We start from the raw sequence: 19,403 nt of genomic DNA, 5'->3' as shown, positions 1-19,403 counted from the left end.
TCAGGCTGCGGTTGGCAGACAGGCTGGCCCGATCGGCTCGAAACTCTTGTAGGTCAGGATAAACTCGCGATGGCCGAGATGCTCCGACTTGGTTTTGGTACCGCGTGCCACTTCCATTATCAACGTGAGTATCTCGGTGCCGACCTCATCCAGCGTCGCATCGCCTTCAAGAATCCGTCCCGCATCAACGTCCATGTCACCTGCAAGCTTGCGATAAGTCTCGGGGTTAGCGCAGACCTTGATGACCGGCGAGATCGCCGAGCCGGCGACCGAACCACGCCCCGTGACAAACAGGGTCAAATGGCAGCCAGAAGCGATCATCTCCACGATCTCGGCATTGTCCGAGATGTTGGGAAAGCCGAACCGCACCTCGCCATCGGGCACAACATCCATCAGGAACAAGCCACCTGTTGGCGCAATGTCGCCCGGCTTGATGATGCCGGAAATCGGCGAGGAGCCGGATTTGGCATAGGCGCCCATCGACTTTTCCTCGATAGTGGAGAGCCCGCCATCGGCATTGCCAGGTGCGAAGCTGCCATAGCCGAGCGTGGCGTAGTAGCGTGCGGCCTTGGCCACCGAAGCGCGCAGTTCATCGGCGAGCCCTGGAGTAGTGGCGCGATCGGCCATGATCTCCTCGCAACCGATAAGTTCGCCGGTTTCTTCGAAGATGCAGGTCGCACCTGCCTCGACCAGCCGGTCGAAGGCCCGACCCACGGCCGGATTGCCAGTGAGCCCGCTCGTGCCGTCTGAGCCGCCGCAGACGGTGCCGACGACGAGTTCGTCGAGGCGCATCGGCACGGTCTCAGCCGCTTTCAGGGCTTCGAGTTGCTCGCCCACCCAGGCCGTTCCATCTTCGATAGTCGAAAGCGTGCCGCCATTGTTCTGGATGGTCAGCGTCGCCACCGGGCGGTCGCTCGCCGCGACTATCCTGGAAAGCGAGAATTTGTTGAAGCTCTCGCAGCCGAGCGAAAGCAAAAGCACGGCACCTATATTGGGATGCGTGCATAACCGCTCCATCATGTGCTGTGCATATTCGTTGGGGAAACAGCCGGGGAAGCCGATCAGATGCACGTCCTTGCCACGAAAATTCGAGACGATCTCACGCCCGACATGGTGGGCGCATTCGACCAGATAGGCAACGATCACTACATTGCGAATGCCTTTGCGGCCGTCAGAGCGAGGATAACCGCGAAGCTCGGTCGCCTTAACGTCGGATTGTCTGCTCATCTTGACTTCTCCTCATCCGAGGCATCGATGATATGGGTGCGGGTGTAATCGCTTTTCATGTTGTGGACGTGCACATGCTCGCCCAAGGCGATCGCTCTGGTCGCCGACCCGATCGGCGCACCGTATTTACGCACCTTCTCGCTCTCGGCGATGGTCTGCCGGGCAATCTTATGTCCGAGCAGGATGTCTTTTCCGATGTGAACCGGAACGCCTGTGACCAGTATGGTCTCGCCCGCCGAAATGGGCTGGCGCGCGACCAACACATTGTCCTCGTCCGAAAGCAGCAGCAACCGGCCGTCGCTGCCGTCATCAGCCTGCGCATCTTCCGGCGTAGCCATCACATCACCCCGAAGGTCGAGAAAGCCTCGCAGGCGCTCATGCCGCCGCGGATGGCGACCGCGACTTCGCTTTCGGTGCGCACCTTCTCCAGCGCGCGTTCGATGGCTTCCGCTTCCACGGCGCGAGGAATGATCAGCACGCCTTCACGGTCGCCGAAGATGAGGTCGCCCGGCTCGATGCGGACACCTTGGATTTCAATGGCGCAACGATAGTCGATCACCTTGCCGCGCGCGCCCTGGTCCTGGGCGTAGATGCCGCGTGAAAACACGTTGAAGCCGAGCTTCTCAATCTCTCCGGTGTCACGAATGTAACCGTCGAGAATGGCGCCCGCCGCCTTCAGATGCAGTGCGCGGGTGGACATTAATCCACCCCACAACGCATAGCGCAACGACGCGCCTGTGGCGATGTAAACCTCGTCCTCCTTGAGATCGTCGAGCGCCTCCATCATCAGGCCAAATGGCTTATTGGCAAGCGGTCCCTTGGCATTGGGTGAGCCGTCGGAAAAGATGTCCGCCTCCAGCACCGGCATAGCTCGTCCCACCACCTTCATGTCGGGCTTTAGCGGAGAAAGCCCCGCCGGCAGGAACTGGTGACGATGACCGAGGACATCGAGCACATCGCCGACGACGGCGGTGAAGAGTTCTGTCCTGAGAGCGTCGAAAACCGCCTTGTCGGAAGAGAGTTTATGATCGGACATGATGAGCAATCCTTTTTATTGGGCGAGAAGTGTTGAGAGGATCGGCACGTAGGTGACCAGCAGCAGAAAGGCGAAGAGACCCGCATACATGCTGACTGCCTGGCGCGTGAAATCGCTGACCTTCACCTTGGCGATGTTGCAGACCATCAGCATCACCGTGCCGACCGGCGGAGTGAGCGTGCCGATGGAAAGGTTGACGATGATGACGATGCCGAAATGGATCGGGTCGATGCCCATCGCCTTGACCGTGGGCAAAAGCAGCGGAACCAGGACGATCATCAGCGCCGTTCCCTCGATCAGCATGCCCAAAAACAGAAGCACGATGTTAACCACCAACAGGAACAGATAGGGATTGTCCGTGATGGTCGAAATGAGGGTGGCCAGCGATTGTCCGGCCTGCTCCAGCGAGAATACCCAGGCGAGCGCCGATGATGCCATGATGACCAGCAGGACCGTAGCGGTCGATTTCGCGGTATCCACCAGCGATTCCACCACATGTCGCACCTTCATCTCGCGATAGACGAAGAAGCCTATGATGAGCACGAAGGTGACGGCGACAGCACCAGCCTCGGTGGGGGTAAAGATGTTGGCGCGAATGCCACCCAGTATGGCGATGATGAGCAGCACCGCCGTCCAGGCAGAGCCCAGCGTCTGGCGCACCTCGGCGCCGGTGAGCGCGCGCTCGCGGCTCGGCCTGTAACCGCGCCGGACCGATGTGGAATAGGCCGCGAACATGAGGATCGCCGCGCCAACGATGCCGGGTAGGATGCCGGCCATGAACATTTTGCCAATGGAGACATCGGCAAGCAGGCCGTAAATGATCAGTGCGATGCCGGGCGGGATGATAGGCGTAATCAGCGACCCGGCGGCGGTGACCGCACAGGAGAAAGCACGGTCGTAACCGCGCTTTTCCATCTCCGGCACCATCATTCTTGTCAGCATGGCACTGTCGGCGAGGTTCGAAGCACTGACGCCGCCCATCAGGGTGGAGACCATGATATTGGTCAACGCCATGCCGCCGCGCAGGCGTCCAACGAGCAGATCGGAAACTCTGATCATACGCTCGGCGATCCCTGTGTGCGACATGACGGTGCCCAGCATGATGAAAAACGGAATGGCGAGCAGCGAGGTGTTCTGCGCGGGACCGATGAAGCGCTGCACGGCAATCGCGATCGGAATCGGGTTGAAGAACACGAAATAGGCGAAGACCGCCATGAGGATGCCCACATAAAGACGCATATTGAGCGCGAACAGGGCAAGCATGATGAGGAAGACGGCGGTCAGGGTCATGGAGTGTACTCCGCAAAGGCTTTGCGTGCCTGAGCAACGCCTTGCGCCACCATGTAGGCTGCGATGACAACGAAACCGGCCGGAATTGCGATATCGATCCAGAAGTAGGAAACCCGCAATATGCCCGTGACTTTGAACTTCACGGAGAGCGCCAGCATCAGGCCCACATAGGCCACGTAAAGAAGGAACGCCGCCGACAGCACCGAAACGACGAGATTGATAAGGACCGTGACCTTCGGTGCGAACAGATCGACGAGAACGGGGATCGCCAGGTGCTGGTCGTCCCGTTCCGCGGCAATTGCGCCGAGCATGACGATCCAGACTATCAGCAGGCCGGAAACCTCTTCGGTCCAGTAAAGCGGGCGGTCGACGAAATACCGCATCACCACCGCGACGTTGAAAATCACAAGCAGCACGAATAGCGGCAACGCCGCCAGCCAGTCCGTAAGGCGGGCTATGAATTTCATGGAAACGTTCCTTGAGAGGCGTTCCTGGACAGGACCTCGGCCATTCAGGCGCAAGGCTGATGGTTGGGTTCGCGACGGAGGGAAGCCGTCATACCGCCTCCCCTCCATCGTCGGGAACGATGCCTAATTCAGCTCGGCCTGGATCTGGTCATAAAGACCGGGCGTCCAGTCCGGGAACTCGGTGTAAACCTTCTCGGTCAGCGCCTTGAACGGACCTTTGTCGACATCGATCACCTCGACGCCCGCCTCCTTCATCTTGGCAACCATTTGGTTGTCCAGATCCGTGGTCAGCTTCTGGCTGTAGAGGCCCGCGTCATAGGCGGTATCCTCGATGAGCTTGAGCTGGTCTGCGGGCAGTGTGCTGAAGAAAGCCTCGCCGCCGACGAACATGGCGGTGTTGGTAAGATAGCCGATCATGGAGAGATATTTGGCTTCTTCGTGGAACTTCTGGCCATAAAGAACCGAGATCGGATTCTCCACGCCGTCGATCACGCCCTGCGCCAGCGCCGGGAAGGTTTCCCCCAGCGGCATCGGCGTGGGCGTTGCCCCCATCGCTTCGAAGATCTTGATCTGCATATTGTTGTTCGGCACGCGAATCTTCATGCCCTTGAGGTCGTCAGGCGTACGCACCGGCTTCCTGGTGATGAGCTGGCGCACGCCGTAGAGGTAGTTGCGCATGACGACATGGATGCCCTTGGCCTTCAGGCCCTCGGACTTCTTCTTGAACCACTCGCCATCATAGATCTTGAACAGCTTGGATGGATCATCCGCCAGATAGGGGCCAAACAGCACGCCCAGATCGGGATCGTAGTCGGCAAGGAAACCGACATCGGTGATGGTAATCACGTTGAGGCCCATCATCGCCTGCTCAGTGACGTCCTTCTTGGAGCCGAGTTGCGAGGACGGATAAAGCTCGAGCGTGATTTCGCCATTGGAGCGCTTTTCGAGGTCATCCTTCCAATGATGCATGACCTGATCGACCGGCTCACCCGGATTGTTCTCATAGGCGACCTTGATGGTCACATTGGCGGCAACCGCCATGGCACTGGAAGCCAGCAGCACGCCGGCGGCCACAAGACATTTTAAAACAGGTTTCATTCTTTCCTTCCCTTTGGTTGAACTAAAACGGCTCAGAAGCCGACGAGAGCACCGCCATCCACGACCAATGTCTGGCCGGTGACATAGGCGGCGGCGGACGAAGCCAGGAAAACGGAAGCCCAGCCGATATCGTCAGGTGTTCCCACACGCCCCATTTGGATACGGCCCATGATCTTGTCGTAGCGGGCCTTGTCGTTGGACGTGGCGGCCCGGAACATGGGTGTGTCGATCCAGCCGGGCGCGATGGCGTTCACCCGCACGTTACGGCCGGCATATTCAGCCGACAGTCCGCGCACCACACCGGTCAGCGCAGACTTCGCGGTGGTATAGCCGATGACATAGGGCTGACCGATAAAGGAAGTCATGGATGCGATGAACTGGACTGAGCCGCCGCCCCGCGCCACCTGGCCTGGAATGATGCAGCGTGTCAGTTCCAGTGCGCCGCGCACATGCACATCAAAGACCTGATCGAGGTCCTCGACGGTCTGCTCCTCGAAAGGCTTCTTTACGGTGTTGCCGGCATTGTTCACGAGGATGTCCACTGGACCATACGCGACTTCCACCTCGGTGGCGAAGCCCTTGAGCGAGGCCATGTCACGCAGATCGAGACCCATGCCGTGAGCGCCATGCCCGATTTCGGCGACGGCCTTGTCCAGCAGTTCCATACGCCGGCCGGCGATGGTGACACTGGCACCGGCTGCGGCCAGCGCCTTGGCGATGGCAAGACCCAACCCGCTGCCGCCCCCGGTGACAAGCGCGTGTCTGCCGGCGAGTCCGAAGGCATGCTGCAATGCAAGCGTGGAGTTCTCCGCCATGTTCAAACCCGCTCTATGATGATCTTGAGGGCATCACGATGGCCGTCCCAATAGGGAAGCGCCGCCTCGGCCTCATCGAACGGGAAGACTTTGGAGATAAGCAGATCCGCCGTGTCGCCAATTGTCTCCAGGTGGGAAATGACATTGCGGAAATCCTGCAATGTGGCATTGCGCGACCCCATGATGTCCAGTTCCTTCAAGTTGAAATACTGGGTCTGGTAGATCACCGGCGCCTTGGAATAGCCGACATAGACAACGCGACCGGCAAAGCCGGCGAGATCGACCGCTTGCGTGAAGGTGGCCGGCGAGCCGACGGCCTCGAAGGCCGCATCGACACCGTCGTCGTCTGTCAGCTCCATTACCCTGGCCACCAACTCCTCGCCGCCAGCGGGCAATGCCTGCCAAGCTCCGAATTTCAATGCCAGATTGCGTTTCTCTTCGCTTGGGTCGATGGCGATAACGCGTGCGCCCTTGGCCACCGCACCGATCAGCACGCCCATGCCGATCATGCCGCAGCCGAGCACGGCAACGGTTTCGCCCGCATCCACGCGCCCCCGCCCGACAGCGTGGAAGCCGACCGAAAGCGGCTCGACCAGCGCCAGATGGCGGGGTTTCAGCGTGTCGTTGAGGATCAGCTTGTCGGCGGGCAGGACGATCTCTTCGGCTAGCCCGCCGTCCTGCTGCACGCCCAGCGTCTTGTTGTGGCGGCAGGCATTGAAACGACCTTTCCGGCATGACGAGCATTTACCGCAATTTGTATAGGGCATGACGATGACATGGCGGCCGGGCCGATAGGTTTCGTCCACCCCAGCGCCCGACGCGATAATTTCACCGCCGATTTCATGGCCAGGAATGCGCGGCAATTCAACGAGAGGATTCAAACCCTTGAAGGTGTTGTAGTCGCTGCCACACAGGCCCACGTGATGCACCGACACCCTGACCTGCCCTTCGCCGAGGCCGACCCGGGCCGTTTCGTGGAAACGGGTTCGGTTTTCCTTTTCTATGCGCAGCACCTTCATCATCTGCCCTCTTGCTGTCGGCCGTCCGTACCGGCGATCTGCGGCGCGGCCTTCTCGAAGACTGCTCTCACGCTTTGCTCGCTGTAATTGTAATGTTCGCTGAATGCCTTGATCGCGGCCTCAAGCGAGCGGCCCCGCAATGCCGTGATGATCGCCCGATGGTCATCAAAGGTTTTTTCGCGATTGACTGGATTGCTCTTGCCGATCTCCATGTAGAAAACCAGCGTGTGAGACAGCACCTTGTAGAGCGTCTCCAACACATGATTGCCGGAAATGCGGACAATTTCATTGTGGAAAGCGTAGTCGGCCAGCGCGTCCTCGCGCGCCGTCAGCGACCGCTGCATTTGAACGACATGACCTTCGAGCGTTTGCACGTCTGCGTCGGTGATATGCTTTACCACCTGCGAGAGTGCACCGATGTCGATCATGCGCCGGAAGTTAAGCAGGTCCAGGCATGTCTTGAGACTGCGATCGAAATACTGATCCATGACATGGAAAACAGCTCTGACGCTCGGAGCGCAGACCCGCGGGCCGCGCTGGGTCTTCTCTATGATGCCAAACGCTTCGAGATGAATAAGCGCCTCGCGTACGGTGTTGCGGCTGACGCCGAGACGTTCAGCGATAAGCCGCTCGTTCTGCAAGAGATCGTCCGGTTTATAGTTCTGCTGAATGTCGGCGCGCAGAATTTCTGCAATGCTTTGCACGGCGCTTGTGCGGACCATAATTCCTCCATTGGTCCAACAATAGGACCAATGGAGGCGATCGATAGCATATGGATATTCGTTCTGTCGATAGGGTGCTTTCCAGGCGCAGCAATTTCTGTTCCGGCTTCGACAGCACTCTTCAGTTATCTCGTCCTGATCGCGCCAGACGGCGCATTGCCCGAAATCGCCTGAATGGAGATCCGGCCCATTATCCGTTCTTGGTAAGCGGGCCGCCCAATTGTGCTGTTGTTCTCGGTATGGCGTCGATTGATGTTAGTCCCCGCGGGAACACACAGACATAGCTATGCCCGCCTGCCGGAGCGATAGAATTATGTCGGCTGATCTTTCAGCAAAAGCAGGACGCGAATTTGGAAGAAGCAGAAGGAGAAAGTCGGCGACCGGTCTGGTTATGTCATGGCGGACTGTGGAATGCTGGGGCGCCGGCGCATGTCTGTTCTTGAATACGGGGGCTTTTTTCCCGCTTATGCTGATCGGCTCGGACGCAGCGCTCGACGAGGCGGCCAAGGCGAAATTGCGGCTTCTGTTGCTGCCCGCCTACGCATTCACACTTTTGATCCTCTCGCGTCACGTGCGGCAGTTCATCACTGCGCTTGTCCGGAACCCGCTTTTTAATCTGCTGATCGCCATGGCGTTCGTCTCCGTTTTCTGGTCGATCAGCCCTTCGGTAACATTGAGACGCGCGACAGGATTATTATTTAGCGTCCTTTCATCCTACATGTTGGCGATCTGCTTTACGCCCCGCCAACTGCTCGTTCTCGTGACAGCCACGGTCGGATTATGCATCTTGCTCAGCCTGGCCTTGCTTGGTGTCTCACCTACGCTTGCCATCGATCAAGAAGGTATGCTGCAGGGCGCATTTGTCACCAAGAACATCTTAGGATGGTATTCGTCCATACTGGCAGCGGCCACATTCATCATCTTGATGGATGGCTCGTTTGGTATGCGCCGGGCCGCAGGTATCCTGTTAGCCGCAAGTCTTACCTGCTTGGCCTGGTCCATGTCGATGACTTCGATCATCGCAACATCGTGCGCCTGCTTCCTGATCTGGTTTTACTCCAGCTTACCAAAGATGCACGGCCTCGCCCGTGCGGTGTTCATGTTGGTCTTCATCCAAGCGACCGTCGTTCTGCTGATCCTCTTGCACGAATTTCTGGTGCCAGTGCTTTTGACGTTGGGCAAGGATGCCACTTTGACCGGACGCGTGCCGCTTTGGGAACTCGTCGACGCATCTATCGGACGCCGCCTTATGTTGGGCTATGGATACCAAGTGTTCTGGACAGAAGCCAATCCCGACGCGTGGGCGATCTGGTCTCGGATTCAATGGATGGCTCCCCACTCACATAACGGATTTCGCGACACGCTCTTAAGCTTCGGATTAGGCGGGATGGCCTTGTTCGCTATGATCATTGCACGCGCGTTACGTCAGGGTGCGTCGCTGCAATGCCGCGTTCCGGAAGCCGGTTGGTTATGGTTGAACGTCTTCATGGTCATGATTTTGGTGATGAACCTGACCGAAAGCATTTTTTTGGTTCAAAACGACGCCATCTTCATCCTGTTTGCCACTGCCATCATTTCCTTTTCACTGCATAGCCCAGCTTCCTTGAAGCGGGTTGGTTCAGTTCACAGCAGGGTTCGCGCAGCCGAAAGGGCCGCGGCAATGTCGAGCGGGCAAGACAATAGGTCGGATCAGGCCTGGCGGCAGCAGATTGGAGCCAAATAGATAAGACGATGAGGTGACACGTGCGAATTCATGGCCTTTGTCTTGTTAAGAACGAGGCGGACATTGTGAAGCAAGGTCTCACGGCAGCCCGGCAATGGTGCGACCATATCTATGTCTTGGATAATGGGAGCACTGACGGGACTTGGGAGATCGTGTGTGAGATGTCCAAAAATGATCCCGGCATCGTCGCATGGAAACAAGACCCCTTGGCGTTCACAGACGCGTTGAGATGTTACATTTATCGGGAATTCAAAGGAAACGCCCTTCCCGGCGATTGGTGGGCGCGGGTTGATCCTGACGAGTTCTATGTCGAAGATCCACGCGAATTTCTCGCGGCGGTACCCAGAAGAGACGGCTATGTCTGGTATGCATCGCTATCCTTCTATTTCAGTACGGAAGAGGCGCGACGCTACGAGATCGATCCGAGCCAATTTGCTGACGAGGTCCCAATTACCGATAAGTGCAGGCATTATTTCAGTCATTGGAGTGAACCAAGGTTCGTTCGTCATGAACATATGGAACCATGGCGCGGCGAGGGTGAGCACTTCTGGCCTGGGTGGCCTGAACAGTTGCTTTACAGAGCAAGGTCACACCAGCGGCGTATCTTGTGCCGTCATTTTTCGTACCGCTCGCCGTCACAGATAGAACTCCGCCTGAAGACGCGTGCCGCCAACGCCGTGAATGGCGGAGAGTTTTGGCCGGAGGCCGTCAAGAACTGGAGCGAAATGTTCAGCCCGGCCGCGATAAGGGCGCGGCGACGCGGGCATCGATGGGGCACGGCCGAATTCCAGGCAAATCAATTCCAGGCGCCCGATCAGTCTTCATATTCCGATTGGCGGAGCCGCGTCATCGACGCCGCGCAGCTTGAATTCGATGCGCATGACGGCGCATTTGTTGTCAACGAGGACCTGATGCCGCCCATGCCGCGCTTCCATCCACTGTACTACGAATGGAAGCGTAGACTTCAACGAGTATTGAAATCGAAATAGCTTGCCTCTGACATGGACAAGTCCGGCTCGATCACCTGGCCAGCAGACAACCGGCCGCGCATCAAGCCTCACCGGCGACTGCAATGGCACGAAATTCTTCCGCTCATGCCGCACAAATGAATGCCGCATTGTTGTATCCAGCACAGATGCCTTTCATGTGGCCACGTCGTTGACACACTGGCAGAGCGATGGCCACTCTATTGCTGGCGGATCCAACGTTAAACGGACCAACTGCTGGAGGAGCTTCATGCCATGGCGAAAATGGCCACCACTCTCGTCGAACGTTTGCTGGCCATATCGCATGCACTTTCGGGCCATATTGATCCTGGGGAAGCATTCAGGGCAACCGCCATCGAAATCGGGACAATCATCCCGCATGACCATATGGATGTCGCTATCCTGTTGCACGATGGGCAGCAGCATGTTTGCTACGAGGCCGGCGTCCATACAAGCTGGGGTGCGCTCGCGAAGGCTCCGCTGTCGATCAATGTCAGCCCTGTCCGTTCCGTCCTGCGTGGAGAGGCGGCCTATCTGCTAACGGCGGATGCCCTGGAAGACCCGCGTTTCCATTTCGACGGCGCCATTGACGAGCCCATCTATTCGGCTGGCCTGCGCAGCCGCATCATTGTGCCATTGAAGGCACGCGGCGAAATCGTCGGCGCGCTCAACATCAGCAGGCACACGCCCGATTGCTACAGCGCCGATGACGTGGAAGCCGCCCAACACTGCGCCGACTTCGTCGCACCCTACATCTATGCCCTTATCCAGAGCGAGCAGGCACGCCGCGCAATGCTTGCGGAAAACGAGGCGCGTAACCGCAAGGAGCTTCTGCGCGTCGGTGCGGCGCGGCTGACCGAAGGCATGGAATGCGAACGGCGACGCATCGCTATGGATCTGCACGATCAGACGCTCGCCGACCTGTCACGCATCGTTCGGCAGATTTCCGCGCTACACCATCAAGGGGTGGCGCGCGCCGCCCAACTCGCGGACCTCGAACGGGAGATCGTCAATTGTCTAACCGAACTGCGTCACATCGTAGACGACATGCGGCCGGGCGTGCTCGAGCTTTTCGGCTTGCGCGACGCCATCGAAGCCCATCTGAACCGTAGCGTCAGCCGCGCGACACCGCCGATCGCCGTCCATATCAAGGATCAGAGTGAGGGAGCCGCTGACATGCTGCCGGAGCGCATCCGCACCGCCCTCTACCGGATCGTGCAGGAGGCAATCAACAACGCGGTGCGGCACGCCGCGCCCAAGCGGATCGACGTATCGCTGCTGGCCACCGGCCCGACACTCACGATTAGTATCACCGACGACGGTGTCGGCTACCAGGCGACGGAGGCGGAAGAAGGCGGTGGGATTGGTCATATGCATACGCGCGCCGCACTGATCGGTGCGGACCTTAAGGTCGAGCCCGGAAAAGAGCGCGGCACCCGTGTCTGCGTGGAGGCAGCGCTCGAAGGCGCCGCGGCGCCGATACTTCTCGAAGCCGATGTGATGGAGTAGGCTTGATGCTGGTCATGATCGCCGAGGACGACGGGCTGCATCGCGCCTTCGCGCGCTCAACGATCGAGCGCATCTGGCCGGGCGAGGTAGAGGTGATCGAGGCTGGCGACGGCGAGGAGGCGATCGAGGTCGCTGGCCGGCGGCAGCCGCCTTTTGTCGTGCTCGATCTGCAACTTCCGAAGGCGACGGGAATTGACGTAGCCCGTTCTATATGGGGACAGCACGCCGAGACCCACATTCTGTTCTGGTCCAATTTCGCCGACGAATCCTATGTTCGCGGCGTGGCGCGGATCGTGCCGCCCGGTTCGGTCTACGGCTATGTCCTCAAATCCGCCACCGAGGAAGGCATGCGCTCTGCCCTGCGCGGTGTCTTCGGCGAAGGTCACTGCATCATCGACCGCGAGGTGCGAGGCATCCAGAACCGGGTGCAGAACCGGCTCGAAGGCATAACCGACGGCGAGTACGAAAGTCTTATCGACGTCGCGCTGGGCCTGACCGACAAGGCCATCGCAATGCGTCGTGGTCTCTCGACGCGAGGCGCGCAGGCTCGCATACGCCATCTCTACGAGAAACTCGGCATCGCAGCGTGCGAAGACGGAGCGGATGTCGCATCCCTCTTCAACTCGCGCACCCGCGCCATCTATTTGGCGCTGGCGCGCGGCCTCATCAATGTCGACGCACTCAGGCGAGAGCAGCAACGCCTCGGAGCCTGGATCGGGAACGATGGGCATCGCTCCGATGACGACTGACCGGCCATGCCAAGGAAGTGTGCGAAAGCACAGTCGGCAATGCGCTTATACCCCTATCGAGTCGCGCTGCGCGCGTTTAGCTTCCGGGATCAACAAGAATAAAAATCCGGGAGAATGCCGATGCCGTTCGTCAATATACGGATATTGAAGGGCCATTCGCAACAGCGCAAGGATGAGATCGCCCGGCGCGTCACCGAAGCCGTCAGCGAAGTCGCCGAGCTTCCCAAGGAAGCCGTATGGGTTGTCTTTGAGGATGTGACTGCGCCCGACTGGTATGTCGGCGGGACGACTGTCGAGAAGCCGGCGAGTTGAATGCCATGGCGCAAAAGTATCGCGATGCGGATTTTGGCGATGTCGTCGGTGAATTGGCGCTGGAGACGCTCGCCTCGGGATTCAGTTTTATAGAGGGGCCGATCTGGCATCCATACGAGAAGTGGCTGATCTTCAGCGACATGGCAGGAAACCGCATGCACCGGCGCGGACCGGACGGCAAAATCGAGATTTTTCGCGAACCGAGCAACAAGGCAAACGGCAACACGCTTGATCGCCGGGGCCGGCTCCTGACCTGTGAACACGCGACGAGCCGGGTAACGCGGACAGAGGCCGACGGTAGTATCGCCGTACTTGCCACCCATCATGACGGCAAGGAACTGAATAGCCCCAACGACATCGTCGTCGCTGCCAACGGTTCAATCTATTTTACCGACCCGACCTATGGACGAATGGAATTCTACGGCGTTCCGCGCGAGCAGGACCTCGCCTTCCAGGGCGTCTATAAGATGGAAGTGGACGGCGGCGGTCTGGTGCTTCTGGTGGACGATTTCGCCCAGCCGAACGGCCTTTGCTTCTCGCTCGACGCCTCGCGACTCTTCATCAACGACACGGAACGCCAGCATATACGCGTTTTCAACGTTGCGCCCGGCGGCAAGCTCACTGGCGGCGCCGTCTGGGCGGAAACGAAAGGAAAAGAGCCGGGGGCGCCCGACGGTATGAAGATCGACAGCCGCGGCAATCTCTATTGCTGTGGTCCCGGCGGCATCCACGTCTTCAATCCGTCGGCGGATTTCCTGGGTATAATATCGACGCCCGAACAGGCCGCCAATTTCACTTTTGGGGATGACGATCTGCGAAGCCTTTATATCACCGCGTCGACATCTCTATACCGGCAACGCGTGCGCGTGCCGGGGTTGAGACTGTTCTGAGCCGGAGGTCCGGTTTGGAACCGTCGCTGGTTCAGCGACGGAACAGGGTGCGCAGGCACGGGGAAACGGTACGCCTACGGCTGAAGGCGGCCGCAACGACCAACGGGAGGTAACGGAAATGAAGAAAAAAATATTGGCCTTGAGTGCGCTTGCAGTCCTGCTTGCGTCAGGAACCGCATTCGCCGACACAAGCGACAAAAAGATCGCCTTCTCCAACAATTATGCCGGCAATTCCTGGCGGCAGTCGATGCTGAAAAGCTACGAAAAGGTGGCCAACAAAGCTGTCGCGGACGGGATCGTGGCCGCTGCGGACGTCTTCACGACGGCGGACAAGGAAGTGCCCACTCAGGCCGCGCAGGTCCAGAACCTCATCCTGCAGGGTTATGACGCAATCGTCATCAACGCCGCCTCCCCGGACGCACTGAACGGCGCCATCAAGCAGGCATGCGATGCCGGCATCGTCGTCGTCTCCTTCGACGGCATCGTCACGGAACCCTGCGCCTATCGTGTCGTTGTCGACTACGAGAAGATGGGCAAGGAAGAAGTCGAACGCATGGCCAAACTCCTGCCTGAAGGCGGCAATCTACTCGAGATCCGCGGCCTGGCCGGCACTTCGATCGACGACGCGATCCACAAGGGCATCGAGGAAGGCGTGAAGGCGCATCCGCAATTCAAGATCGTTGGCTCGGTGACCGGCGACTGGGACCAGACGACGGCGCAGAAGGCCGTCGCAACCATCCTCCCCTCACTTCCCGAGATTGTCGGGGTTGTTGACCAGGGCGGCGACGGCTACGGCGCGGCGCAGGCATTCGCCGCTGCAGGCAAGCCCCGCCCGACCATCATCATGGGCAACCGCCAGGACGAGTTACAGTGGTGGAAGGAGCAGAAGGATAAGGATGGGTATGTGACCTGGTCGGCCTCGATCGCTCCCGGCGTCTCAACGCTCGCCTTCTGGGTCGCACAACTCGCGCTCGACGGCCACGATGACATTCCGCATGATCTGATCGTGCCGTATCTGTCCTTCGACCAGGACAATTTCGAAGCTGCCCTGCCCGATATCCCGAAGGGCGGCGTCGCTTCCCACGAGTATACCCAGGAAGATGCGCTGACGGCCATCAAGGACAACATGAAGTGAGGGGCCGCACTCTTTGTGGGCGGCTTGATCTGTCGGCTATCGTGAGCGATGGTTGACGCGCGCACGATATTGGTGAAGCTGGAGGGCGTCGAAAAGCATTTCGGCGCCGTCCGGGCGCTCGACGGGGTTGATCTCAATATCTTCGCCGGCGAGTGCGTGGGCCTTGTCGGCCATAACGGCGCAGGCAAATCCACGCTGATGAATATCCTCACCGGAACGCTGGCTACCGGTGCGGGCACGATTTCGATAAGCGGATCGGTGGAAGACAGATACTCGGTCAGCCGCGCGCTGGCACTCGGCATACGCTGCGTGTTCCAGGAATTGTCGCTTTGCCCGAATCTCAGCGTGGCGGAAAACACGCGCATTAATCACCCGTCGCTCAAAGGCATCGGCTGGCAGCGCAAGGCCGCAGCACTTATCGCACAGAAGCTCGACGAGATTTTCCCCGGCCATAGCATCGATCCCTCCGATATCGTCGGCGACCTGTCGATCGGCCGACGTCAGATGGTGGAGGTCGCACGCGCATTCACAGTGACCGACGCGCCACTGGACCTCGTCATTCTGGACGAACCGACCTCATCGCTGGACTCGCATACGGCCGGGCAACTGCTCGATTTCGTGCGCCGCTTCGTTGGCAGCGGCAAGAGTTGCATCCTGATCTCGCACCTCCTCGGCGAAGTGCTCGGCAATGCCGACCGCATTGTCGTCATGCGCGACGGCAAGGTCGTCGCGGCGGATCGTGCCGCCGTGTTCGACCGGGACAAGCTGGTCACCTCGATGGGCGGTGCAGCGGCGCGGGAAAAAGTCGCCGCCGAAGCGGCGAAAGGAACAAGGGAAATCGGTCCGATTTGCGTCAAGGCACGGCCAGCGCGCCAGCGAGACGACATGCAACTCGTCGCCCGTTCCGGCGAAATCATCGGCCTCGCCGGCCTCGCCGGAAACGGACAAACGGACCTCTTGCTGGCAATATTCGAAGCGGCCGGCGGCAGCCGGTCCGGCATCGAGGTGACGGCACCGCTTGCGCTCGTCGCCGGCGACCGTCAGTCCGATGGCATCTTCCCACAATGGTCGATCGCCCGGAATATCGGTATCCGTTCGATCGAACGGATGGTGCGTGGCATGCTTATCTCGTCGCGGCGGGAAGCGGAGCTTGCCTCCCGCTGGCAGGAGAGGATCAAGATCCGCACGCCGGACATGAACAACAATATTCTGTCGCTTTCTGGCGGGAACCAGCAGAAGGCGCTGTTTGCGCGAGCACTTGGCTCGGACGCCAGGATCATTCTCATGGATGACCCGATGCGCGGCGTTGACATCGGCACCAAGCTCGACGTCTACGACCTCATCCGCGAGGAAGCAGATAGCGGCCGCACCTTCCTCTGGTACACGACCGAGACGGAAGAACTCGACAACTGCGACCACGTCTACGTTTTCCACGGCGGCCGCATCGTCGCCAATCTCAGCCGGGACGAACTCACCGAGGAAAAGGTGATCCAGTCCTCCTTCGACGAGGCGGTCTGATATGCCGGCGCTCCCGCCTGCCAATGCGGCGAATTACTCGGCTCGCGAGACGGCGCGCCGGACGCGGCTCCTACGCGTGCTCCTTCCGGCGCTTTCGCTGGCGCTCGTCCTTCTCGCGATCGCCTGGCTCAATCCACGCGCCATCAGCTATTTCGGCTTCAGCCTGATGCTCAACCTGGCGATCCCGATCGCGCTGGCGACCATCGCACAAATGTTCGTCATCACAGGCAATGAACTCGACCTTTCCATCGGCACATTCGTCGGCTTTGTCGGCTGCGTCACCGCAACCTGGCTGCGTGACGCGCCTTTGCTCGGCATCGCTGTCCTGCTCGGCTCCATTGCTGTCTATGCATTACTCGGCGCACTCATTTACCTGCGCAATCTGCCTTCCATCGTGGTGACGCTCGGCATGAGTTTCGTCTGGCAGGGTCTCGCCATCCTCGTCCTTCCCAAACCCGGAGGCAAGGCGCCGGACTGGCTGATGGCCATTACCGGTTTCAAGCCACCCTTCGTACCCTTTCCGATCATAGCCGCCCTGCTCATCGCCGCAGTCGTCCATTTCGGGTTGATGCGGACATCTTACGGAGCAGTGCTGCGGGGGTCGGGCGGCAACCCGGCAGCCATTGGCCGCGCAGGCTGGTCGCTGCTTCGGACCAAGATGGTGCTTTTTGGAATGGCCGGCGTGTTCGGTGTGCTTTCCGGCATGACTCTCATCGGCATTACGACATCCGCCGATGCCAATATCGGCAATGGCTACACGCTCCTGGCGATTGCCGGCGTCATCCTCGGCGGCGGCGAATTCATGGGCGGGCGCGTCTCGCCGGTCGGCGCGGTGATCGGCGCGCTTACACTGGCACTCGCCGCCTCGCCGCTTCTGACCTTCATGCGCGTTCCGCCCGATTGGCAAGTGGCCGCCAATGGCGCCATCCTCATCATCGTACTGGCAGCCCGTGTCCTGATCAGCCGCAGGGAGGCTTGAACGATGGAGCGGGCTCGAGCACTTCTGGCAAAACCATGGATCTGGTCGTTCGTGGGAGCATTCATAGTCTGGGCAGCGACGGTGGCCTTTACCGGCGGCCATGGCGGAGGCGGCATGATAACAGCAGCTTTGGCGCTGGCCGTCTTCATGGTGATCGTCGGCATCGGCCAGATGTTCGTCATCACGCTCGGGCCTGGCAATATCGACCTGTCTCTGCCCGCCAATATCGGCCTGGCGAGCGCGGTCGCGATGAAAGTCATGGACGGCAGCGACAGCATGCTGGCCATCGGGCTGATGGCTGCTCTCGCCAGCGGCTTCGCCGTCGGCACGGCCAACTATCTCCTGATCCGGGCGCTGCGCATCCCGCCGATCATCGCGACGCTCTCGGCGGCCTTCATCATCCAGTCGATCGACATCAGCTACGGACGCGGCCTGCAGATCAAGCCGCCGCCCGGCTTCGCGGATTTCGCCAATCTCAGATATTTCGGCATTCCGGTCCTGGCGATATTGGGAATCGTGCTGGCAATTGCAGCTGCGATAGCGCTCAACCGCACGGTCTATGGACGTTCGGTGCTCGCCATCGGGCAGAACATGAGGGCGGCAAAGCTCGCAGGGGTGAAGGTGCACCGCACAAGCTTCATAACCTATGCGTTGTGCGGCACACTAGGCGGCCTCGACGGTGCCTTGCTCGCCGCCTATTTTCGTGGCGCCAATGTCGATATCGGCAACGAATATCTGTTGGCTTCGATCGCCGTCGTTGTCATCGGCGGAACATCGGTTGCCGGTGGCAAGGCCAATGTCCCTGGCGTATGGGGCGCGGCACTCTTTCTCGTGCTATTACTCACCATGCTCAACACGTTCGGCTTCAGTGTTGGCGTGCGCCTCGTGCTCACCGGCTTGATCATCGTCGGTGTGATTACCGCCGCCGGTGGGCCGCGTACGGAACGCTGAAAATTAGTTCCAACTAATGTAGTAAACCTTCGCCAGTCGATCGCGCGGGTGTTAAGTCGTCAATGGTCGATCGATCCCAGAGTTGGCGAAGAGATTTGCTGCCCAGTCAACGAAGACCCGGAGCCTGTTGCTGAGATGCCGGTTCGGTGGATATACGACATGGATCGGCAGCGGATCAGGATCCCATTCAATCAGGACCGGGTCGAGAGCCCCTGTCTTCATGGCATCACGGACCATGAAGAGCGGGGCTTGCGCGAGACCGAGTCCGGCCTTAATCGCGGAAACGTAGGTCAGTGCCTCATCGACAGAGACGATGCAGTTGCGGACGACTTCGATCCGCTCACCGTCGCGGCAAAAGATGAATGGAACCTGGCTCCCGTTCTGCGGCCGGAAATAACTGACAATGTGATGACGTTCCTGCAGATCGCGAGGATGACGGGGTTCCCCGAACTTCTTCAGATAGGACGACGCGGCGCAGGTGACCATGCGCATCGAAGAAATCCTTCGGGCGATAAGTGATTGGTCCGACAGTTCGCCAACCCGTACCGCACAGTCGACGTTCTCGGCGAGAATGTCGTTCTGCCGGTCGGAAACGCCGAGGTCGATGCTGATATCCGGATAGGCTTCATGGAAGCCGCAGAGCGCAGGAACAACGATCATGCTGGCAAGCGCTCCTGGCATTTCAACGCGCAGCTTGCCTCGTGGCAACGTTCCTGACGAGGCCATGCTGCTGTCGAGTTCATCAATGTCGGCAAGAACTCGTATGGCACGTTCGTAATAGAGCGCCCCGTCCGGAGTCACCAGAACGCGACGAGTGGTGCGATTCAGCAGCTTGGAGCGAAGATGCGCCTCCAGGTTTTGGATGAGTTTGGTGACAGTGGCCTTGGGCGTCGAAAGTGTGTCTGAAGCCCGCGTGAAATTCCCGGCTTCGACAACTCTGACGAAGGCCCGCATCGCAGCAAGTTGATCCATGAAAG

General features: G+C 59.4%; 20 protein-coding genes. 10 read left to right on the top strand and 10 right to left on the bottom strand.

The annotated features are described in order from the left end of the window. From BFN67_RS17635 to BFN67_RS17595, 9 genes are all read right to left on the bottom strand, one after another. Window positions 1-1,227, bottom strand: a complete 1,227-nt coding sequence (locus BFN67_RS17635; RefSeq protein ID WP_080920845.1) for a UxaA family hydrolase — start codon at window positions 1,225-1,227, stop codon at window positions 1-3. Further along, window positions 1,224-1,565, bottom strand: a complete 342-nt coding sequence (locus BFN67_RS17630; protein ID WP_080920844.1) for a UxaA family hydrolase — start codon at window positions 1,563-1,565, stop codon at window positions 1,224-1,226. The genes BFN67_RS17635 and BFN67_RS17630 overlap by 4 nt, the downstream gene beginning before the upstream one ends. Next, window positions 1,565-2,263 carry an RraA family protein gene (locus BFN67_RS17625; protein ID WP_080920987.1) on the bottom strand — a complete coding sequence of 233 codons (699 nt, stop codon included), beginning with the start codon at window positions 2,261-2,263 and terminating at the stop codon, window positions 1,565-1,567. Before BFN67_RS17625 ends, BFN67_RS17630 begins: the two co-directional genes overlap by 1 nt. A gap of 15 nt (window positions 2,264-2,278) precedes the next feature. Further along, entirely contained in the window at window positions 2,279-3,553 is a 1,275-nt protein-coding gene (locus tag BFN67_RS17620) for a TRAP transporter large permease (RefSeq protein ID WP_080920843.1), read from the bottom strand. Further along, a complete protein-coding gene (locus BFN67_RS17615) occupies window positions 3,550-4,020 on the bottom strand; it encodes a TRAP transporter small permease (RefSeq protein ID WP_080920842.1) in 471 nt (156 codons plus the stop codon). The genes BFN67_RS17620 and BFN67_RS17615 overlap by 4 nt, the downstream gene beginning before the upstream one ends. Before the next feature lie 123 nt (window positions 4,021-4,143). Next, entirely contained in the window at window positions 4,144-5,118 is a 975-nt protein-coding gene (locus BFN67_RS17610) for a C4-dicarboxylate TRAP transporter substrate-binding protein (protein ID WP_080920841.1), read from the bottom strand. A gap of 32 nt (window positions 5,119-5,150) precedes the next feature. Next, window positions 5,151-5,933: an SDR family NAD(P)-dependent oxidoreductase gene (locus BFN67_RS17605; protein WP_080920840.1), complete on the bottom strand. Its 783-nt coding sequence runs from the start codon at window positions 5,931-5,933 to the stop codon at window positions 5,151-5,153. Between the two features lie 2 nt (window positions 5,934-5,935). Further along, window positions 5,936-6,955, bottom strand: a complete 1,020-nt coding sequence (locus BFN67_RS17600; protein WP_080920839.1) for a zinc-binding alcohol dehydrogenase family protein — start codon at window positions 6,953-6,955, stop codon at window positions 5,936-5,938. Further along, window positions 6,952-7,674: a FadR/GntR family transcriptional regulator gene (locus BFN67_RS17595; RefSeq protein ID WP_080920838.1), complete on the bottom strand. Its 723-nt coding sequence runs from the start codon at window positions 7,672-7,674 to the stop codon at window positions 6,952-6,954. Before BFN67_RS17595 ends, BFN67_RS17600 begins: the two co-directional genes overlap by 4 nt. A gap of 391 nt (window positions 7,675-8,065) precedes the next feature. On the opposite strand from BFN67_RS17595, the gene BFN67_RS17590 reads away from it, so the two are divergent. The 10 genes from BFN67_RS17590 (at window position 8,066) to BFN67_RS17545 (ending at window position 18,426) form a co-directional block, all read left to right on the top strand. After that, entirely contained in the window at window positions 8,066-9,397 is a 1,332-nt protein-coding gene (locus tag BFN67_RS17590) for an O-antigen ligase family protein (RefSeq protein WP_425349802.1), read from the top strand. A 20-nt stretch (window positions 9,398-9,417) separates the two neighbouring features. After that, window positions 9,418-10,386, top strand: a complete 969-nt coding sequence (locus BFN67_RS17585; RefSeq protein ID WP_080920836.1) for a glycosyltransferase family 2 protein — start codon at window positions 9,418-9,420, stop codon at window positions 10,384-10,386. Window positions 10,387-10,638: 252 nt separating this feature from the next. Beyond that, the gene (locus BFN67_RS17580; RefSeq protein WP_080920835.1) at window positions 10,639-11,892 is read left to right on the top strand and encodes a GAF domain-containing sensor histidine kinase; all 1,254 of its coding nucleotides are present in this window, start codon (window positions 10,639-10,641) and stop codon (window positions 11,890-11,892) included. Window positions 11,893-11,897: 5 nt separating this feature from the next. After that, window positions 11,898-12,641 carry a response regulator transcription factor gene (locus BFN67_RS17575; RefSeq protein WP_080920834.1) on the top strand — a complete coding sequence of 248 codons (744 nt, stop codon included), beginning with the start codon at window positions 11,898-11,900 and terminating at the stop codon, window positions 12,639-12,641. Window positions 12,642-12,761: 120 nt separating this feature from the next. Continuing rightward, entirely contained in the window at window positions 12,762-12,953 is a 192-nt protein-coding gene (locus BFN67_RS17570; RefSeq protein ID WP_080920986.1) for a tautomerase family protein, read from the top strand. A gap of 5 nt (window positions 12,954-12,958) precedes the next feature. Further along, entirely contained in the window at window positions 12,959-13,843 is an 885-nt protein-coding gene (locus BFN67_RS17565; RefSeq protein WP_080920985.1) for an SMP-30/gluconolactonase/LRE family protein, read from the top strand. A gap of 118 nt (window positions 13,844-13,961) precedes the next feature. After that, window positions 13,962-14,978, top strand: coding sequence for an ABC transporter substrate-binding protein (locus BFN67_RS17560; protein ID WP_080920833.1), 1,017 nt, complete (start codon window positions 13,962-13,964; stop codon window positions 14,976-14,978). A 48-nt stretch (window positions 14,979-15,026) separates the two neighbouring features. After that, on the top strand, window positions 15,027-16,496 hold the full coding sequence (locus BFN67_RS17555) for a sugar ABC transporter ATP-binding protein (RefSeq protein WP_080920832.1): 1,470 nt from the start codon (window positions 15,027-15,029) through the stop codon (window positions 16,494-16,496). A 1-nt stretch (window position 16,497) separates the two neighbouring features. Further along, window positions 16,498-17,475 (top strand): ABC transporter permease, encoded by a 978-nt coding sequence (locus BFN67_RS17550; RefSeq protein ID WP_080920831.1) that lies wholly within the window; start codon window positions 16,498-16,500, stop codon window positions 17,473-17,475. Window positions 17,476-17,478: 3 nt separating this feature from the next. Then, the gene (locus tag BFN67_RS17545; RefSeq protein WP_080920830.1) at window positions 17,479-18,426 is read left to right on the top strand and encodes an ABC transporter permease; all 948 of its coding nucleotides are present in this window, start codon (window positions 17,479-17,481) and stop codon (window positions 18,424-18,426) included. A 51-nt stretch (window positions 18,427-18,477) separates the two neighbouring features. Here the strand turns inward: BFN67_RS17545 and BFN67_RS17540 are convergent, their stop codons facing one another. Then, the gene (locus tag BFN67_RS17540) at window positions 18,478-19,398 is read right to left on the bottom strand and encodes a LysR family transcriptional regulator (protein ID WP_080920829.1); all 921 of its coding nucleotides are present in this window, start codon (window positions 19,396-19,398) and stop codon (window positions 18,478-18,480) included. Window positions 19,399-19,403: the final 5 nt, after the last annotated feature.

This window comes from Manganibacter manganicus, assembly GCF_002075885.1.
Classification (GTDB): domain Bacteria; phylum Pseudomonadota; class Alphaproteobacteria; order Rhizobiales; family Rhizobiaceae; genus Mesorhizobium; species Mesorhizobium manganicum.
Note: the sequence above shows the minus strand (reverse complement) of the source record. Positions and strands in the feature narration are given on the sequence as shown.

What these genes read in the sequence shown, in the direction of transcription:
- BFN67_RS17635 (WP_080920845.1), bottom strand. Translation starts at nt 1,227, where the DNA reads ATGAGCAGACAATCCGACGTTAAGGCGACCGAGCTTCGCGGTTATCCT.
- BFN67_RS17630 (WP_080920844.1), bottom strand. Translation starts at nt 1,565, where the DNA reads ATGGCTACGCCGGAAGATGCGCAGGCTGATGACGGCAGCGACGGCCGG.
- BFN67_RS17625 (WP_080920987.1), bottom strand. Translation starts at nt 2,263, where the DNA reads ATGTCCGATCATAAACTCTCTTCCGACAAGGCGGTTTTCGACGCTCTC.
- BFN67_RS17620 (WP_080920843.1), bottom strand. Translation starts at nt 3,553, where the DNA reads ATGACCCTGACCGCCGTCTTCCTCATCATGCTTGCCCTGTTCGCGCTC.
- BFN67_RS17615 (WP_080920842.1), bottom strand. Translation starts at nt 4,020, where the DNA reads ATGAAATTCATAGCCCGCCTTACGGACTGGCTGGCGGCGTTGCCGCTA.
- BFN67_RS17610 (WP_080920841.1), bottom strand. Translation starts at nt 5,118, where the DNA reads ATGAAACCTGTTTTAAAATGTCTTGTGGCCGCCGGCGTGCTGCTGGCT.
- BFN67_RS17605 (WP_080920840.1), bottom strand. Translation starts at nt 5,933, where the DNA reads ATGGCGGAGAACTCCACGCTTGCATTGCAGCATGCCTTCGGACTCGCC.
- BFN67_RS17600 (WP_080920839.1), bottom strand. Translation starts at nt 6,955, where the DNA reads ATGATGAAGGTGCTGCGCATAGAAAAGGAAAACCGAACCCGTTTCCAC.
- BFN67_RS17595 (WP_080920838.1), bottom strand. Translation starts at nt 7,674, where the DNA reads ATGGTCCGCACAAGCGCCGTGCAAAGCATTGCAGAAATTCTGCGCGCC.
- BFN67_RS17590 (WP_425349802.1), top strand. Translation starts at nt 8,066, where the DNA reads ATGTCATGGCGGACTGTGGAATGCTGGGGCGCCGGCGCATGTCTGTTC.
- BFN67_RS17580 (WP_080920835.1), top strand. Translation starts at nt 10,639, where the DNA reads ATGGCGAAAATGGCCACCACTCTCGTCGAACGTTTGCTGGCCATATCG.
- BFN67_RS17575 (WP_080920834.1), top strand. Translation starts at nt 11,898, where the DNA reads ATGCTGGTCATGATCGCCGAGGACGACGGGCTGCATCGCGCCTTCGCG.
- BFN67_RS17570 (WP_080920986.1), top strand. Translation starts at nt 12,762, where the DNA reads ATGCCGTTCGTCAATATACGGATATTGAAGGGCCATTCGCAACAGCGC.
- BFN67_RS17565 (WP_080920985.1), top strand. Translation starts at nt 12,959, where the DNA reads ATGGCGCAAAAGTATCGCGATGCGGATTTTGGCGATGTCGTCGGTGAA.
- BFN67_RS17560 (WP_080920833.1), top strand. Translation starts at nt 13,962, where the DNA reads ATGAAGAAAAAAATATTGGCCTTGAGTGCGCTTGCAGTCCTGCTTGCG.
- BFN67_RS17555 (WP_080920832.1), top strand. Translation starts at nt 15,027, where the DNA reads ATGGTTGACGCGCGCACGATATTGGTGAAGCTGGAGGGCGTCGAAAAG.
- BFN67_RS17550 (WP_080920831.1), top strand. Translation starts at nt 16,498, where the DNA reads ATGCCGGCGCTCCCGCCTGCCAATGCGGCGAATTACTCGGCTCGCGAG.
- BFN67_RS17545 (WP_080920830.1), top strand. Translation starts at nt 17,479, where the DNA reads ATGGAGCGGGCTCGAGCACTTCTGGCAAAACCATGGATCTGGTCGTTC.
- BFN67_RS17540 (WP_080920829.1), bottom strand. Translation starts at nt 19,398, where the DNA reads ATGGATCAACTTGCTGCGATGCGGGCCTTCGTCAGAGTTGTCGAAGCC.